Raw genomic sequence first — 16,398 nt, 5'->3', positions numbered from 1 at the left:
GTCGCAACGCGGTCGGGCGGGATTGGGCCGGCCTCGCGGCAACTTCGCGGCGGCGAACGCTTAAACGTGAAGGTGATCGTTTTGTCGCAGGGGCAGCACGCGAAACAATTTGCCCACCAACCCGCTGCACAAAGAACGTGTTGTGCCTTTTTCCGGGCGGTGTTCCTTTCCGCGCCGACGTTGCCTATAAGTCGGCTGCCAAGTTCATCTTCAACTTGAATGACATGAGGCCAACCTATGACCCTGCAAATTGGCGCCGTGGCGCCTGACTTCGAAGCCGAGACCACTGCCGGCCGCATCAAATTCCACGACTGGATCGGCGACAGCTGGGCGATGCTGTTCTCGCATCCGAAGGACTTCACCCCCGTGTGCACCACCGAGCTCGGCGCGCTGGCCAAGCTACAGCCGGAGTTCGACCGTCGCGGCGTCAAGCTGATCGGGCTCAGCGTCGATCCCGTCACCAAGCACTCGCTGTGGGTCGAGGACATCAAGGAGACGCAAGGGTACGGCCCGACCTTCCCGATGATCGGCGACACCGACCTCAACGTCTCCAAGCTCTATGACATGCTGCCGGCCGCCGTCTCCGGCGACGCCAACAGCCGCACCGCCGCCGACAACGCCACCGTGCGCAACGTGTTCGTGATCGGCCCGGACAAGAAGATCAAGCTGGTGCTGGTCTATCCGATGACCACCGGCCGCAACTTTGCGGAGATCCTGCGCGTGATCGACTCGTTGCAGATGACCGCCAAGCACCGCGTCGCCACCCCGGCCGACTGGCAGCAGGGCGAGGACGTCATCATCGCCGGCTCCGTCACCGACGAGGAAGCCAAGACGATCTATCCCGACGGCTGGAAAGCGCCGAAGCCGTATATCCGGATCGTGCCGCAGCCGAAGTAATTGCGGCGCATGGTCAAGAGAAAGGGCGCCCTGCCGATGCGGGGCGCCCTTTTTCATGTGCTGGTAGGGTGGGCAAAGCCGACGGGCGCGCAGCGCGCGACGGCGTGCCCACCACCATGATGAGGCGTGGACAGCTGGTGGGCACGCCGCAAGGGCGCCTTTGCCCACCCTACCCTGTCATCAAATCTTCGAGCTCACCCAGTTGGCCAGCAGCAGGCCGAGCGTCGCCGTCGTCGCCGTGACGAAGGTGCCCCAGCTGATATCGACGATGACGACGGGCCAGGTCCAGTGCTTGAGGAGCGCCAGGGCCGTCAGCTCGAAGGTCGCATAGCAGAACAAGCCGAACAGCGCGCCATACACCAGGGTCGACTGCCAGGTCGCGTCCGGTGAGCCGTTCACGAAGACCAGGATGCCGACGATGTAGAGACAGTAGAACAGAACCGCAGGCGCCATGCGGACCGGGCCCAGCATGTCGCCGACCTGCGACGAGAAGAACCCCTTGGCGATGGTGCCCAGGAAGAACAGGTCCAGCGGCAGCATGACGATGAATGTTGCCAAATAGAGAATTGCGTATCGCTTCACGACGACCTCCGGAATGTGCTTGAGCGCAAGGGACTGACTAGTTACGCACCAACAGAAACATGGTTGCAAGATACCGCAGGTATTTGAACCCTGATCGAATGTCGGAGTCGCGTGTTACATCAGAAACATGACCGATTCCTCCCCCCATATCGTCTGGTTTCGCGACGACCTTCGCCTGTCCGATCATCCTGCCCTTCATGCTGCGTCGATGAGCGGCGCGCCGGTGATCTGTCTCTATGTGCTCGACGAGGTCAGCACGGCACTCGCGCCGACCGCCCGGCCGATCGGCGGCGCCACGCGCTGGTGGCTGGCGCAATCGCTCCGTACGCTTGAGGCCAGCCTGAAACGCATCGGCGGCACGCTGGTGCTGCGCCGCGGCGCAGCGGCCGACATGATCGCGGCCGTCGCGCGCGAAGCCGGTGCCGGTCATGTGCACTGGAACGAGATTGCGCAGACCCCTCACCTCGCGGTCGCCGACGAAGTGGTCGAAGCACTGGCCGACCTCAATGTCGGCGCCCACAGCTACGCAGGCGACTTGCTGGTGACGCCGAAAGCGATCCGTACCAAGGAGGGCCGCGGCCTGCGGGTGTTCACGCCATTCTGGAAGCGCATTCTGGCGATGGGCGATCCGGCAAAGCCGCTGCCGGCACCAACGAAACTGAAGCCGGCGCCCGGCGTCGCCAGCGACAAACTGTCCGACTGGAAGCTCGAGCCGACAACGCCGGACTGGGCTTCCGGCTTGCGCGGGATGTGGACGCCCGGCGAAGCGGCCGCGCACAAGCGGCTCGATCTGTTGCTGAAGGGCGCGGTCGCCGGCTACGCGACCGACCGCGACCGGCCCGATCGCGAAGCCACGTCGCGCCTGTCGCCGCACCTCCGGTTCGGCGAGATCAGTCCGCGTCAGGTCTGGTACGCGGCGCGCTTTTCCGCTGCCGAGCAACCGAAACATGCCGCCGACATCAACAAATTCCTCAGCGAGGTCGGCTGGCGGGAGTTCTGCCGGCACCTGTTGTTCGACGTCCCGGACCTCGCCACGCGCAATCTGCAGAGCTCGTTCGATGCCTTTCCCTGGCGGCGCGACGACCGTTCGCTACTGGCCTGGCAGCGCGGACAGACCGGCTACCCGATCATCGACGCCGGCATGCGCGAGCTCTGGCACACCGGCACCATGCACAATCGCGTCCGCATGGTGGTCGCTTCCTTCCTCGTCAAACACCTCCTGATCGACTGGCGCGAAGGCGAACGATGGTTCTGGGATACACTCGTCGATGCCGACGCCGGCAGCAATCCGGCCAACTGGCAATGGGTGGCAGGCTCCGGTGCGGATGCCGCGCCCTACTTCCGCGTCTTCAATCCGATCCTTCAGGGAGAAAAATTTGACCCCGATGGAGTCTACGTCCGACGCTGGGTGCCGGAGCTGAAAGACATGCCGTCGAAGTTCATCCACCAACCCTGGAATGCTAGCCCGCTAGAGTTTGCGCGCGCGGGCGTCACGCTCGGCGAGACCTATCCGATGCCGATCGTCGAACACAAAATTGGTCGCGAGCGTGCATTGAAAGCGTATGCGACGACACGAAACAGTTGACTACACGTCGCTCACACTTCATCTGAGAAGCGAATCGGACTATCGTCAGAGAATCGATAACCTTTGGGGGATAAGATGAAAGACGAAACACCGATTTTGGAGCAGATGACAGACGCCTTAAGCAGCGCTGCCGATGCGACAAAAGAAGCCGCCACTTCCTTGGTGACGAAGGTCCGCAAGGCCACCACCAAGAAAGCGGCGAAGAAGCCCGCGGCAAAGAAAGCCGTGAAGAAGTCCACCCCGAAATCTTCGGCCAAGAAATCCTCGGCGAAGAAAACCAAGAAAGCGAACAAGACAGTGGCAAAAGCAGTGAAGAAAACCGCGAAGAAGGCTCCGAAGGCCGCCAAGAAGACCGCCGCCAAGAAGGCCGTGAAGAAGACCACCGCCAAGAAGGCCGTGAAGAAGGCTGCTCCGAAGAAGGCCAAGAAGGCCGCTCCGAAGAAGGCCAAGAAGGTTGCCAAGAAGTCCAAGAAGTAAGACCCTCACAGCTCGCTGTGAAGTGAAAGCCTCCGGGTCCAAGCCCGGAGGCTTTTTCTTGGTCGGTGCTTCCTCTCCTCTCCCCACCGGGGAGCGGTGCGATGAACATGGACATCCGGTCTAAGCCAGATAGCGCTCACTCATCCCCGCCCGCGAACCACCAGCACCGCGGCGCCGCAGGCGACCATGCCGGTGATGGCGACCGCGTCGAGCGTCTCGCCGAACAGGATGTAGGCCATCAGGGCCGTCACCGCCGGCACCAGATAGAACAGGCTCGCGACCTGGCTCGAAGCCTGCCGCCGCAACAGCCAGTACAACAGCCCGACCGTGCCGATCGACAGCACCACCGCGAGCCACGACACGGCCAGCACGAACTGCATCGACCAGACGATCATGTTGCTCTCGAAGGCCCAGGCGCCGAGGCCGAGCAGCACGAGGGCGGCGAATTGCTGGATCAGGCTGCCGGCACGCCAGTCGATGCCGCCGCAGAAGCGCTTCTGGTACAGCGTGCCCAGCGTGATGCTGACCAGCGATGCCGCAGAGGCCAGCCAGCCCCAGCCGGCGTCGCCGGTGATCGGCCGGCCGTGCAGGATGAGGCCGACCCCGACGAGGCCGAGCAGCAGGCCGCCCCACTGCAGCGGCGTGACACGTTCGCCGAGGAAGCGGCTCGCCAGCGTCGAGGTCAATACGGGTTGCAGTCCGGGGATAAGCGCCGACAACCCGACCGGCACCGAATGCGCCACCGCGAGCACGGTGCCGGCGAGATACAAGCCCTGCACCAGGATGCCCGCGACGATCGAGTGGCCGACGCCGGCGCGATCCGGCCAGCGCGGTCTGATGATGGCGACCACCACCGCCATGATCGCCACTGCGAGCGCCATGCGGACCGTGAGATAGGTCAGCGGCTCTGCCCCGGTCAGCACATATTTGGTGGCGATGAAGCCGGTGCTCCACAGCAGCACGAAGACCACCGGGATCGTGCGCGCTGCAGCACTCTGAAATGTATGTTTCATTTGCCGACTGAGTTGCCCGATCCTATGCTATGCGGCAATCACGAATTGCGCGGGGCCACTCGCGGCAAACACATACCCGACCAAAGATGAGGAACCGCCATGGACGTTCGCGCCGCCGTTGCCATCGCTGCCGGCAAGCCGCTGGAGATCACCACCGTTCAGCTCGAAGGACCGCGCGATGGCGAGGTCATGATCGAGATCAAGGCGACCGGCATCTGCCACACCGACGAATTCACGCTGTCGGGTGCCGATCCCGAAGGCCTGTTCCCGGCGATCCTCGGCCATGAAGGCGCCGGCATCGTCGTCGAGGTCGGCCGCGGCGTCACCTCGGTGAAGCCCGGCGACCATGTCATCCCGTTGTACACGCCGGAGTGCCGGCAGTGCCCGTCGTGCCTCTCGCGAAAAACCAACCTCTGCACCTCGATCCGCGCCACGCAAGGCCAAGGCATGATGCCGGACGGCACTTCGCGCTTCTCGATGGAGGGAAAGCCGCTGCACCATTATATGGGCACCTCGACCTTCGCCAATTACACCGTGCTGCCGGAGATCGCGGTCGCCAAGATCCGCGAAGACGCGCCGTTCGACAAGGTCTGCTACATCGGCTGCGGCGTCACCACCGGCATCGGCGCGGTGATCAATACCGCCAAGGTCGAGCAAGGCGCCAAGGCGATCGTATTCGGGCTGGGTGGCATCGGCCTCAACGTGCTGCAGGGCCTGCGGCTCGCCGGCGCCGACATGATCATCGGCGTCGACCTCAACAACGACCGCAAGCCGTGGGGCGAGCGCTTCGGCATGACGCATTTCGTCAACCCGACCGAACTCGGCAAAGACCTTGTGCCGCACCTCATCAACATGACCAAATCAGGCGCCGACCAGATCGGCGGCGCCGATTACACCTTCGATTGCACCGGCAACGTCACGGTGATGCGGCAGGCGCTGGAAGCCTGCCACCGCGGCTGGGGTGAATCGATCGTGATCGGCGTGGCGCCGGCCGGAGCCGAAATCTCGACGCGGCCGTTCCAGCTGGTCACCGGCCGGGTCTGGCGCGGCTCGGCCTTCGGCGGCGCGCGGGGACGGACAGATGTGCCGAAGATCGTCGACTGGTACATGCAGGGCAAGATCCAGATCGACCCGATGATCACCCATGTGATGCCGCTGTCCGACATCAACAAGGGGTTTGATCTGATGAAGCAGGGCAAGTCGATCCGCGGCGTGGTGACGTTTTAAAGAAGACGCGGAGCGCTGATCTTACCCTCCCCCTTGCGGGGAGGGTGGCGCGCTTGAGAGCGCAGCGAACAAGCGTGCCGGGTGGGGGTCGCCCCAAACGCTGTCGGAGTTTGGGGCACCCCCACCCCGGCCTCCACTCCGAACGATGCGTTGCATCGTTCTCCGTTCGGCCGACCCTCCCCGCAAGGGGGAGGGGTTTTACGACCGCCTTCGCGTCACATCGAAGGCCGCCCATCAACCATTCCTTTCGAAGAACGGAACGAGGCGGCCGGTGAAGCGCGTGTAACGCGCCGTCACGCGGTCGCCGATGACGAGGTCGGGGGCACCGTGGGCCATCATGCGAAAGCCTTCGGCGGTGTCGATCAGGACGATATTGTAGGGCACGTGCTCGCGGGCCTCCGGCGTGCCGGCGCGAAGCACCAGCGACGTCGCGTAGACGGTGCCCTGCCCGCTGGCGGTCCTGTCCTCGGGATCCGGCGCACCGCAGGCGGCGCAGAAGGCGCGGCGAAAATATTGCTTCGCGCCGCAGGCAGCACAGCTTTGGTAGCTGATCGCCGCCACATTGGTAGTCCAGTCGTCGGCCGGCTTCATCGCACCCGCTCCAGAAACATGCTGACATGCGACGACAGCACGCCGCCGTCGCCATGCAGCAGCGCGACCGAGGCGTCGCGAACCTGGCGGTTGCCGGCGCGGCCGGTCATCTGTAGCTGCGTCTCGACCAAATGCGCCATGGCGCCGCCGACGCCGCAATGGCCATAGCTCAACAACCCGCCATGGGTGTTGAGCGGCATGGCGCCGTGCTGTCCGAAGTGTCCGGCACGCACGCGGTCCGCCGCCTCGCCGCGGGCGGCAAGGCCGAGGTCTTCCAGCAGCATCGCCAGCGTGATGGTAAAGCTGTCATAGACGGCGGCGTAGCGGACGTCGGAGATCGCGATGCCGCTTGCATGTTTCGCGCGGGCAATGGCGATCTCGGCGCCGAGTTCGGACAAGGCCGGTGCCGCGGTGACGTGCTGATGGGTATGTGCCTGCGCCGCGCCGCGGACGCGGATCGCGCTCTCGCCGGTCGGCTCCCGACTGACGACGAAGGCTGCGCCGCCGTCGGATACCGGGCAGCAGTCCAGCAGCTTGAGCGGCGTGGCGATCGGCTTCGAGGCCATCACGTCGGCGACGGTGATCGCCTCGTGAAACTGCGCGCCGGGATGGGTGAGCGCGTGCGCGCGCATCAAGACGGCGAATTCGGCGAGGTCTTCCTGCGTCACGCCGTATTCATGCATGTAGCGCGATGCCACGAGTCCGTAATAGGCCGGGATGGTCGGGCCGAGCGGGACCTCATAGACGGGATGCCCGACCTGCGCGAGCGCCTGGATCGAGGCGTCACGGCTTTGGCCGGAGAGCCGGTTTTCGCCGCCGACGACGAGAATGTGCCGGGCAACGCCGGCATCGACCAGCGTGTGCGCCAGCATCGCCATCGCCATCCCCGTCGCGCCGCCGACCTGGATGGCATGGGCATAGGACGGCGTGATGCCGAAATGCTCGGCGAACACGGTCGCCAGCATGATGTGCGGCATGGTGGTCGAATAACCGCACAGGAAGCCGTCGATGTCGGAGCGCTTGAGCCCGGCGTCGGCGAGCGCGGACTCGGCGGCAGTGCTCATCAGGTCGAGGGTGGACGAGCCTTCATGCTTGCCGAATGGCGTGAGGCCGACGCCGGTGATGTAGCTCATGCGCCGCCTCCCTCTGTCATTCCGGGATGCGACAGACGGCGAAGCCGGATGGTGCAGACCCGGAATCCCGGAATGTTTTGCGCTGAACATGTCGGGATTCCGGGTTCGCGCGCAGCTCGCGCTGCGCCCGCCCCGGAATGACAAATCAACAACATCAATACGACTTCGGCAGGCCGAGCACGCGCTCGGCGATGAAGGACAGGATCAGCTGCGGGCTGATCGGCGCGATGCGCGGGATCAGGGATTCCCGCAAATAGCGCTCGACGTGATATTCCTTGGCATAGCCGAAGCCGCCATGCGTCATCACCGCCTGCTCGCAGGCGTGGTAGCCCGCTTCGCCCGCGAGATATTTTGCGGCGTTCGCAGCCGGACCGCACGGCATCTCCTGGTCGTATTGCCAGCCGGCCGACAGCACCATCAGCCACGCCGCCTCCAGCTCCATCCAGTTCTTCGCCAAAGGATGCTGGATCGCCTGGTTCTGGCCAATCGGGCGGTTGAACACGTTTCGCACCTTGGCATAGTCGGCCGCGCGCTTCAGCGCGGCCTGCCCCAGACCGACCGCTTCGGCGGCGATCAGGATCCGCTCGGGGTTCATCCCGTGCAAAATGTAGTCGAAGCCGCGGCCTTCCTCGCCGATGCGGTCCTCGACCGGGATCTCGAAATCCGCGATGAACAGCTCGTTGGAGTCGACCGCCTTGCGGCCCATCTTCTCGATCTCGTGCACGGCAATCTTGCTGCGATCGAAGTCGGTGTAGAACAGGCTGAGGCCGTGGGTCGGCTTCTTGACGTCTTCCAGCGGCGTGGTGCGGGCCAGCAGCAGGATCTTCTCGGCGACCTGCGCGGTCGAGATCCACACCTTCTGGCCGTTGACGACATACTTGTTGCCGTCGCGCACCGCGCGGGTCTTGAGTTGCGTGGTGTTGAGGCCGGTGTTGGGTTCGGTGACGGCGAAGCAGGCGCGCTCGCTGCCGTCGACGATGCCCGGCAGCATCCGCGCGCACTGCTCCGGCGTGCCGAACACCACGACGGGATTGAGCCCGAACACATTCATGTGGATCGCGGAGGCGCCGGACATTCCGGCGCCGGATTCCGAAATCGTCCGCATCATGATCGCGGCTTCGGTGATCCCCAATCCGGAGCCGCCGTATTCTTCCGGAATGCAGATGCCGAGCCAGCCGGCTTTCGCCATCGCCTGGTGGAAGTCGGCGGGGAAGCCGCCCTCCTTGTCCTTCTTCAGCCAGTAGGCGTCGTCGAAATCGGCGCAGATCTTTTCGATCGCGTCGCGAATGGCTTCTTGGTTGTCGTCATAAGCAAAGTTCATGCGATCAGACCTGCGACGTGTCGGGCATGTCGGCCTGCTTCAGCACGCCGTCGGCCGTCAGCTTCGCGATCTGCTCCGGGGTGTAGCCAACCTCGGCCAGCACCTCGGCGTTCTGCTCGCCGAGATGCGAGGCGAGCCGCGTCGGGTTGACCGGCGTCTTCGACCAGGTCGCCGCGACCTTCATGTTGCGTACCGCGCCCTCGGTCGGATGCTCCGCGTGCTGGAAGAAGTCCGTCGCGACCATGTGCGGGTCGTCCATCATGCTGGCCAGCGTGTGCATCGGGGCCGACGGCACGTCGGCCCCGTCGAGCAGTTTTGCCCACTCGGCCGTCGAGCGCGTCAGGAAGATGCGCGACAATTCGGCGTTGACGGCGTCGATATTCTGAATGCGCTGCACGAACGTCGCGAAGCGCGGATCGTCGAACAGTTCTTCGCGCCCGACGTGTTTGAGGAAGCTCTTCCACTGCTTGTCGTTATAGACCATCGCGCAGATATAGCCGTCGGAGGTCTGGTACGGCCGACGATCGGGCGACAAATGGCGGGCATAGCCGCCCTGGTCGAGCGGCGGATCGAAGGTCAACCCGCTCATGTGATCGCCCATCATGAAGCTCGCCATGGTTTCGAACATCGGGATGTCGACGCGCTGGCCCTCCCCGGTGCGGTCCCGATGCACGACGGAGGCCAGGATCGCGCCGAGCGCGGTGATGCCGACGATGCGGTCGACCAGCGCGTTCGGCACGTAGCGCGGCACGCCGTCGCTCGAAACTTGCGCGTTCAACGAAGCGAGCGCGGTCGCACCCTGGATCAAATCGTCATAAGCGGGCTTGGCGGCATAGGGGCCGGACTGGCTGAAGCCGAACACGCCGGCATAGATCAATCGCGGATTGATCGCCGCCATCACCTCGTAACCCAGATCGAGCCGCGCCATTGCGGCCGGACGGACGTTATAGACCAGCACGTCGGCGGTCTCGACCAGTCTGAGAAGCGCGGCGCGGCCTTCCTCCTTCTTGAGGTCGAGGCAGATGCAGCGCTTGCTGCGGTTAGTGTTGAGAAATATAGGCCCCATTCCGGGATTGCGCATCGGCCCGATGGACCGCACCACGTCGCCGTCCGGGGATTCCACCTTGATGACATCGGCGCCGTAATCGCCCAGCGTCTGCGTGCAATATGGCCCCATCATCACCGACGTCATGTCGATGATCCTGATCCCGTCAAGTGGTCCCATATCGACGTTCGCTCCCGGGCGATGTTGATTTGCAGCGCCGAAGCGCCGTCATTCCCGGCCTAGTAACGGCATGGTTCGCGCAAGATCAAGGCCGGCTGGCGCAAGGCGGCATGCGTGAAGCGGGGTACGCTCTTCCGACCCTCCCCTGGAGGGGGAGGGTCGACCAGCAACGCGCGAAGCGCGTGCGAGACAGGGTGGGGTGGGGTGAATGGCGAAGCGATGGCGGCAGAGCCATTCACCCCACCCCGCGCATCCCGATGCTGCGCATTGCGATGAGCGCCCTTCCCCCTCCAGGGAAGGTTAAGAGTTCAACCCTTCATCCGCTCCCGCAATTCCGTCTTCAACACCTTGCCGTAATTGTTCTTCGGCAGCGCCTCGAGAAACACATAGCGCTTCGGCCGCTTGAAGCGGGCGATAGCCTGCAGGCAATGCGCATCCAGCGCAGCGGCGTCGGTCGCAGAGCCCTGCTCCAGCACGACGCAGGCGACGACGATCTCGCCCCATTCCGGATCGGCGACGCCGATCGCCGAGACCTCGCGGACGTCCAGATGCGTCAGCAGCGCCTCCTCGACCTCGCGCGGATAGATGTTGGTGCCACCGGAGATGATGACGTCCTTGGAGCGATCCGACAGCGTGAGGAAGCCGTCCGCGTCGAGCCGGCCGACGTCGCCGGTACACAGCCAGCCGTCCTTCAGCGTCGCTTCGTTGGCTTCGGGGTTATTCCAGTAGCCCAGCATCACCGTCGGCCCTTTGGCCTCGATCTCGCCGGTCTCGCCCGCCCGCAGCGGCTTTCCGTCCACGTCGGTAATACGCACTTGCATGACGCTCTGCGCGACACCGACCGAAGCGAGGCGGTCGAGAAAACGGGGGTGTTCGACGTCGGCATGCCACGACCGCGGCAGCGAGGTGATGGTCATCGGTGACTCGCCTTGCCCATAAATTTGGACAAAACGTTGTCCCATCGTCGTGATCGCGTCGCGAATATCGGCGAGATACATCGGCCCGCCGCCATAGACGATGGTGCGTATACCTTCGCCAGTTTCGCCGCGCTGTTTCGCGGCATCGACCAGTCGGCGCACCATGGTGGGCGCGGCGAACATCGCGACATTCTTCAAGGCCCGGCCGAGGTCGAGCACCTCAGGGGCATCGAAGCCGCCTGATACCGGCACGACATGGCGCGCCGCCATGCGGACATGGATGAAATTATACAGGCCGGCGCCGTGCGAGATCGGCGCGGCGTAGAGGATGGCATCCTCGCGCGAGACGGTATCGACATCGGCAAGATAGCACATCGACATCGCCACCAGATTGCCGTGACTGAGCATCACGCCCTTCGGGCGCCCCGTGGTGCCGGAGGTGTAGAACAGCCAGGCAAGGTCGCTAATTTCGCGCGCGTGCGGCGACGCCGCGCCGCCGTCGTCATGCTGCAAGGTTCGGTAGTCGGCGGACTCCACCGACAGCATCTGCATCCCGGCCGGCATGTCCTCCATCACGGACGACAAGGCCGCGGCACTGTCGTCATCGACCAGCGTCAGCCTCGATCCGGCATTGTCGCAGATCCATGCCGCCTCGCGGCCGTGCAGCTTGGCATTGATCGGGATCACCGCCGCGCCGATCCACCATACCGCATAGAGGCATTCGAGATAGGCCGTGCAGTTCGACATGAACAAAGCGACGCGGTCGCCGGGCCGGATGCCGTAATCGCGCGCCAGCCCGGCGCCGATCGCCGCCGCGCGGCGGGCGAAGGCGGCGTAGTCGGCCTCGATCGTCGTGCCGCGCAGCAATGCCGGCGCATCGGGATGCAACCGCGCCGACGCCGCCAGCCATTGCGCAATGTTCATGCGCTACTTCGCGGGCTCGAGCACCGAGACGTAGTTCGCCACCGCCGCGCCGCCCATGTTGAAAATGCCGGCGAGTTTGGCGTTCTTGATCTGCATGCCTTCCGGCGCCTGGCCGAGCAGTTGCATCGCGCTCAGCACATGCATCGAGACGCCGGTGGCGCCGATCGGGTGGCCCTTGGCCTTCAGGCCACCGGACGGATTGACCGGCAGTCGGCCGTCCTTCTGGGTCCAGCCTTCCTTGATGGCGCGGGCGCCCTGCCCGCGCGGCGTCAGACCCATCGCCTCGTATTCGATCAGTTCGGCGACGGTGAAGCAGTCATGCGTCTCGACGAAGGAGAGATCGTCGAGCGTGACGCCGGCCTTCTCCAGCGCGCGCTGCCAGGCGACGGTGCAGCCCTCGAACAGCAGGATGTCGCGCTTGGACATCGGCAAAAAGTCCTGGGCATGAGCGGTCGACTTGATGGTGACGGCCTTGCCCATCGCTTTTGCGGTCTCGGCATCGGTCAGGATCAAGGCGGCCGCGCCATCTGACACCAGCGAGCAATCGGTGCGCTTGAGCGGTCCGGCCACGAACGGATTTTTCTCGCTCTCAGAACGGCAGAACTCGAAGCCGACGTCCTTTCGCATCTGCGCATAGGGGTTGTGCACGCCATTGGCGTGGTTCTTGGCGGCGATCATGGCGAGTGCGTCCGACTGGTCGCCGTATTTCTGGAAATACTTCTGCGCGATGCCGCCGAACACGCCGGCAAAGCCCGCGGGGGTTTCGCCGTCTTCGGGCAGGTAGGACGCGCGCAACAAATTCTTGCCGATCTGCGGGCCCGGCGTGCGCGTCATCTGCTCGACGCCGACCACGAGCACGATCTTCGCCGTACCGGCAGCGATCGACTTGACGCCCTGCTGGACCGCGGCGGAACCGGTGGCGCAGGCGTTCTCGACGCGGGTGGCGGGCTTGAAACGCAGCGCCGGATCGGCCTGCAGCACCAGGGAGGCCGTGAAATCCTGCGGCGAGAAGCCAGCGTTAAAATGGCCGAGCACGATCTCATCGACATCGGCGGCCGAGATGCCGGCATCGGCCATCGCCTCGGTGGCAACTTTTACGACGAGGCTTTCGACGGTCTCGGCATCGAACTTGCCGAACGGCGTATGCGCCCATCCTACGATGCTGGCGGTCATGGTGGTTTCTCCCTGAGCATGATGTCGTAATCGACGTTGGGCTCAATATAGGCGCGGGCGGTGGGGGATGGCGAGGCCGGAACCCGGCGATTTTCGCGGCGCAGGGTTGCGGTGGCAAATTGTCATTCCGGGGCGTGGACGGCGACAGCCGGTCGCGAACCCGGAATCCCGAGATGGGACGATGAACACTTCGGGATTCCGGGTTCGCTCGCGCTGGCGCGCTCGCGCCCCGGAATGACAGTGTGATGCCTTAAGCCACGAACTTCCCGCCGAGTTCATCCTCAATGTGAATTCGGATGATGTCGTCAAACGTCTTCTCGGCCGTGGTGAAACCGAGCCCCAACGCGCGGTCGGTGACGAAATCGCGCGGCCAGCCGGAGACGATGCCGGAGATCACCGGATCGCTCTGCCGCTTGATGCGGGCGACGACGCCTTTGCCCGCAACGCGCTCCAGCGCGGCAATCTGTTCACCGACCGTGACCGACATGCCGGGCATCGACAGATTGCGCCGGGCGCCCATCGCCGAAAGATCAATCGTGGCGGCATGCAGCAGGAATCCGACTGCCGACCGCGGCGAGGCGTGCCAGTGGCGGACGTCGTCGCCGACCGGCAGGATCGCCTCATGGCCGGCAAGCGGCTCGCGGATGATGTTGGAGAAGAAGCCGGACGCCGCCTTGTTCGGCGTGCCCGGGCGGACGCAGATAGTCGGCAGCCGGATGCCGATGCCGTCGAGAAACCCCTTGCGCGTGTAGTCGGCGATCAGCATCTCGCAGATCGACTTCTGCGTGCCGTAGGAGGTCAGCGGCGTGTGGAAGAATTCGTCGCCGATTTTTTCGGGGAACGGCGCGCCGAACACGGCGATCGACGAGGTGAAGACCAGCCGCGGTTTGTAGCCGCCGCCAATCGCGCGGATGGCGTCGATCAGGAACCGCGTGCCGTCGAGATTGATGCGATAGCCCTTGTCGAACTCCGCCTCGGCCTCGCCGGACACGATCGCGGCGAGGTGGAAGATCGCGTCCGGCCGGTGCACCAGCAGCGGCGCGGCGGTGGCGGGATCGGCGAAGTCGGAGGTGACGAGGCTGATCGGCAGCGCCGCGCCGGCCGGCTTGGCCGGCGCGATCACGTCCTGCAGCGTCATGCGGGTGATCTCACGGCCGCCGAGATGGCCGTCCTTCACGAGCCGTTCAGCCAGCTTGCGGCCGACCATGCCGGCGGCGCCGAGGATGAGGATATGCAAGGGTGACTCCGTTTCTTGGTTTTGATTTTATTGTCATTCCGGGGCGCGAGCAGCTTGCTGCGAGCGAACCCGGAATCCCGATGTGTGGCGCGCTGAACATGTCGAGGTTCCGGGTTCGCTCGCGCTGGTGCGCCCGCGCCCCGGAACGACGTTGTCGTATTATTCCTTCACCGCCCCCGTCATCGCCGACACGTAATGCTCGACGAAGAACGCGTACAGAATCACCAGCGGCAATGACCCGACCAGCGCGCCGGCCATCAGCGAGCCCCATTTGTAAATGTCGCCGTCGACGAATTCATTGACGATCGCCACCGGCACGGTCTTGTTCTGGGTCGACTGCAAAAACGTCAGCGCGTAGATGAACTCGTTCCAGCACAGCGTGAAAGAAAAGATGAAGGCCGAGATCAGGCCGGGCACCGCGAGCGGCACGATGATCTTGACCAGGATCTGCCAGCGCGACGCGCCGTCGATCAGGGCGCACTCTTCCAGCTCGAACGGAATGGTCTTGAAATAGCCCATCAACAGCCAGGTCGAGAACGGGATCAGCAGCGTCGGATAGATCAGGATCAGCGACAGCGGCGAGTCGAACAGCCCATAGGCCTGAATTACCGTCGCCAACGGGATGAACAGGATCGACGGCGGCACCAGATAGGCCATGAAGATCGTCGCACCCACCACTTCCGCGCCGCGGAAGCGCAGCCGCACGATGGCGTAGGCGGCGAGCACCGAGGCAATGATCGACAGCGTCGTGGCCGCGGCTGCAACATACATCGTGTTCCACAGCCAGCGCGGATAGTTGGTCTCGAACAACAGCTTGTTGATGTGCTTCAGCGTCGGCTTGACCACCCAGAACGGATTGAACCGCTCCATGTCGATCAGTTGTTCGTCCGGTTTGATCGAGGTCAGTGCCATCCAGTAGAACGGAAAAAGCAGGATCACCACGATGATGAACAGCGGGATGTAGAGCGTGACGATCCGGCTCGGCAGCGACTCCAGATAGGTCATGCCCTCGCTGTTGTCGTCCTGCTCGACGGTGGCAGCGGCGACGCGGGTGTTAGCGGGAACGTCAGTCATTGTCAGTGCCTTGCTGCCATTTGCGGCGTTGCATGCCGAACCAGGAAATCGCGATCGCCGCCATCAGGAACGGGATCATCGCGGTGGCGATCGCCGCGCCCTCGCCTAACCGGCCAGACAGAATGCCGCGCTGGTAGCTCAGCGTCGCCATCAGATGGGTCGCGTTGACCGGACCGCCGCGCGTCAGCGCCCAGATCAGCTGGAAGTCGGTGAAGGTGAACAGCACCGAGAAGGTCATGACGACCGCGATGATCGGCGTCAGCAAGGGATAGGTGATGAAGCGGAAGCGCTGCCAGCTTGTGGCACCGTCAAGCGTCGCGGCCTCGTACAGCGACGGCGACACGGTCTGCAGGCCTGCCAGCAGGGTGATCGCGACGAACGGTACGCCGCGCCAGATATTGGCGAAGATCACGCTGGCCCGCGCCATGTTGCCGTCGCCGAGAAAATTGATGTTGTGGTCGATCAATCCCATCTTGATCAGCGACCAGGAGATGATCGAGAACTGCGAGTCGTAGATCCACCAGAACGCGATCGCCGACAGCACGGTCGGCACGATGAACGGGATCAGCACGGCGGCGCGGATCAGCGCCTTGAACGGCATGTGGCGGTTAAGCAGCAGCGCCAGATAAAGGCCGACGACGAATTTGATGGCGGAAGCGACGATCGTATAGAGCAGCGTATTGAACACCGACAGCCAGAAGATCGAATCGTCCTTCAGCCATTCGTAGTTTTCAAGTCCAACGAACACGCCGGCGCGGCCGATGCGGTCGTCGGTGAAGCTCATCCAGACGCCGAGAAACAGCGGATAGGCCAGGAACAGGATCAGGAACGCGGCCGCCGGCAGCATGAACCACAGCGCCAGCCAGTTGCGGTTGGTGCGCAGCCGGTCCCAGGCTGAGGATTTTCCGACATGGCGAGTGGGCGTGGGGAGCGATGTCTGAAGGGTCGTCATTCCATGGTAGCTCCGGTTGGTCGTAATCCATGTCGTCCCGGCTTGCGCTCGCAGGCTCGCTTGCCGGGAC

16 protein-coding genes are annotated in these 16,398 nt (G+C 64.2%); 4 read left to right on the top strand and 12 right to left on the bottom strand.

Features of this window, described 5'->3' with window-relative positions:
* Positions 1–237 precede the first annotated feature (237 nt).
* The gene (locus FNL56_RS13200; protein WP_143573178.1) at positions 238–897 is read left to right on the top strand and encodes a peroxiredoxin; all 660 of its coding nucleotides are present in this window, start codon (positions 238–240) and stop codon (positions 895–897) included.
* Positions 898–1,077: 180 nt separating this feature from the next.
* Here the strand turns inward: FNL56_RS13200 and FNL56_RS13195 are convergent, their stop codons facing one another.
* The gene (locus FNL56_RS13195; protein ID WP_143573177.1) at positions 1,078–1,479 is read right to left on the bottom strand and encodes a DUF2177 family protein; all 402 of its coding nucleotides are present in this window, start codon (positions 1,477–1,479) and stop codon (positions 1,078–1,080) included.
* A 127-nt stretch (positions 1,480–1,606) separates the two neighbouring features.
* Between FNL56_RS13195 and FNL56_RS13190 the strand changes: the two genes are divergently transcribed.
* Positions 1,607–3,064, top strand: coding sequence for a cryptochrome/photolyase family protein (locus FNL56_RS13190; protein WP_143573176.1), 1,458 nt, complete (start codon positions 1,607–1,609; stop codon positions 3,062–3,064).
* 11 nt (positions 3,065–3,075) lie between these two features.
* Here the strand turns inward: FNL56_RS13190 and FNL56_RS28030 are convergent, their stop codons facing one another.
* Complete coding sequence (locus FNL56_RS28030) at positions 3,076–3,321, bottom strand: hypothetical protein (RefSeq protein ID WP_210245501.1); 246 nt, start codon at positions 3,319–3,321, stop codon at positions 3,076–3,078.
* A 52-nt stretch (positions 3,322–3,373) separates the two neighbouring features.
* Here FNL56_RS28030 and FNL56_RS28025 point away from each other — a divergent pair, with 52 nt between their 5' ends.
* Positions 3,374–3,541: a hypothetical protein gene (locus FNL56_RS28025; protein WP_210245500.1), complete on the top strand. Its 168-nt coding sequence runs from the start codon at positions 3,374–3,376 to the stop codon at positions 3,539–3,541.
* A 140-nt stretch (positions 3,542–3,681) separates the two neighbouring features.
* Here the strand turns inward: FNL56_RS28025 and FNL56_RS13180 are convergent, their stop codons facing one another.
* On the bottom strand, positions 3,682–4,554 hold the full coding sequence (locus tag FNL56_RS13180) for a DMT family transporter (RefSeq protein WP_143573174.1): 873 nt from the start codon (positions 4,552–4,554) through the stop codon (positions 3,682–3,684).
* Positions 4,555–4,653: 99 nt separating this feature from the next.
* Here FNL56_RS13180 and FNL56_RS13175 point away from each other — a divergent pair, with 99 nt between their 5' ends.
* Positions 4,654–5,781, top strand: a complete 1,128-nt coding sequence (locus FNL56_RS13175) for an S-(hydroxymethyl)glutathione dehydrogenase/class III alcohol dehydrogenase (protein WP_143573173.1) — start codon at positions 4,654–4,656, stop codon at positions 5,779–5,781.
* A gap of 234 nt (positions 5,782–6,015) precedes the next feature.
* Here the strand turns inward: FNL56_RS13175 and FNL56_RS13170 are convergent, their stop codons facing one another.
* The 9 genes from FNL56_RS13170 to FNL56_RS13130 all read right to left on the bottom strand — a co-directional run bounded on the left by FNL56_RS13170 (position 6,016) and on the right by FNL56_RS13130 (position 16,328).
* Positions 6,016–6,372, bottom strand: coding sequence for a Zn-ribbon domain-containing OB-fold protein (locus FNL56_RS13170; RefSeq protein ID WP_143573172.1), 357 nt, complete (start codon positions 6,370–6,372; stop codon positions 6,016–6,018).
* Positions 6,369–7,505: a thiolase family protein gene (locus tag FNL56_RS13165; RefSeq protein ID WP_143573171.1), complete on the bottom strand. Its 1,137-nt coding sequence runs from the start codon at positions 7,503–7,505 to the stop codon at positions 6,369–6,371. The genes FNL56_RS13170 and FNL56_RS13165 overlap by 4 nt, the downstream gene beginning before the upstream one ends.
* 154 nt (positions 7,506–7,659) lie before the next feature.
* Positions 7,660–8,826, bottom strand: a complete 1,167-nt coding sequence (locus FNL56_RS13160; protein WP_143573170.1) for an acyl-CoA dehydrogenase family protein — start codon at positions 8,824–8,826, stop codon at positions 7,660–7,662.
* 4 nt (positions 8,827–8,830) lie between these two features.
* Positions 8,831–10,051 carry a CaiB/BaiF CoA transferase family protein gene (locus FNL56_RS13155; protein WP_143577902.1) on the bottom strand — a complete coding sequence of 407 codons (1,221 nt, stop codon included), beginning with the start codon at positions 10,049–10,051 and terminating at the stop codon, positions 8,831–8,833.
* Between the two features lie 308 nt (positions 10,052–10,359).
* Complete coding sequence (locus FNL56_RS13150) at positions 10,360–11,892, bottom strand: class I adenylate-forming enzyme family protein (protein ID WP_143582030.1); 1,533 nt, start codon at positions 11,890–11,892, stop codon at positions 10,360–10,362.
* Positions 11,893–11,895: 3 nt separating this feature from the next.
* Positions 11,896–13,065 carry an acetyl-CoA acetyltransferase gene (locus FNL56_RS13145; protein WP_143573167.1) on the bottom strand — a complete coding sequence of 390 codons (1,170 nt, stop codon included), beginning with the start codon at positions 13,063–13,065 and terminating at the stop codon, positions 11,896–11,898.
* Between the two features lie 250 nt (positions 13,066–13,315).
* Positions 13,316–14,302 (bottom strand): D-erythronate dehydrogenase, encoded by a 987-nt coding sequence (denD, locus tag FNL56_RS13140; protein WP_143573166.1) that lies wholly within the window; start codon positions 14,300–14,302, stop codon positions 13,316–13,318.
* A gap of 159 nt (positions 14,303–14,461) precedes the next feature.
* Positions 14,462–15,376, bottom strand: a complete 915-nt coding sequence (locus tag FNL56_RS13135) for a carbohydrate ABC transporter permease (protein WP_143573165.1) — start codon at positions 15,374–15,376, stop codon at positions 14,462–14,464.
* The gene (locus FNL56_RS13130) at positions 15,369–16,328 is read right to left on the bottom strand and encodes a carbohydrate ABC transporter permease (RefSeq protein WP_143573164.1); all 960 of its coding nucleotides are present in this window, start codon (positions 16,326–16,328) and stop codon (positions 15,369–15,371) included. The genes FNL56_RS13135 and FNL56_RS13130 overlap by 8 nt, the downstream gene beginning before the upstream one ends.
* Positions 16,329–16,398: the final 70 nt, after the last annotated feature.

Source organism: Tardiphaga sp. vice304 (genome assembly GCF_007018905.1).
GTDB lineage: Bacteria > Pseudomonadota > Alphaproteobacteria > Rhizobiales > Xanthobacteraceae > Tardiphaga.
This window is presented reverse-complemented; position numbering and strand designations above follow the sequence as displayed.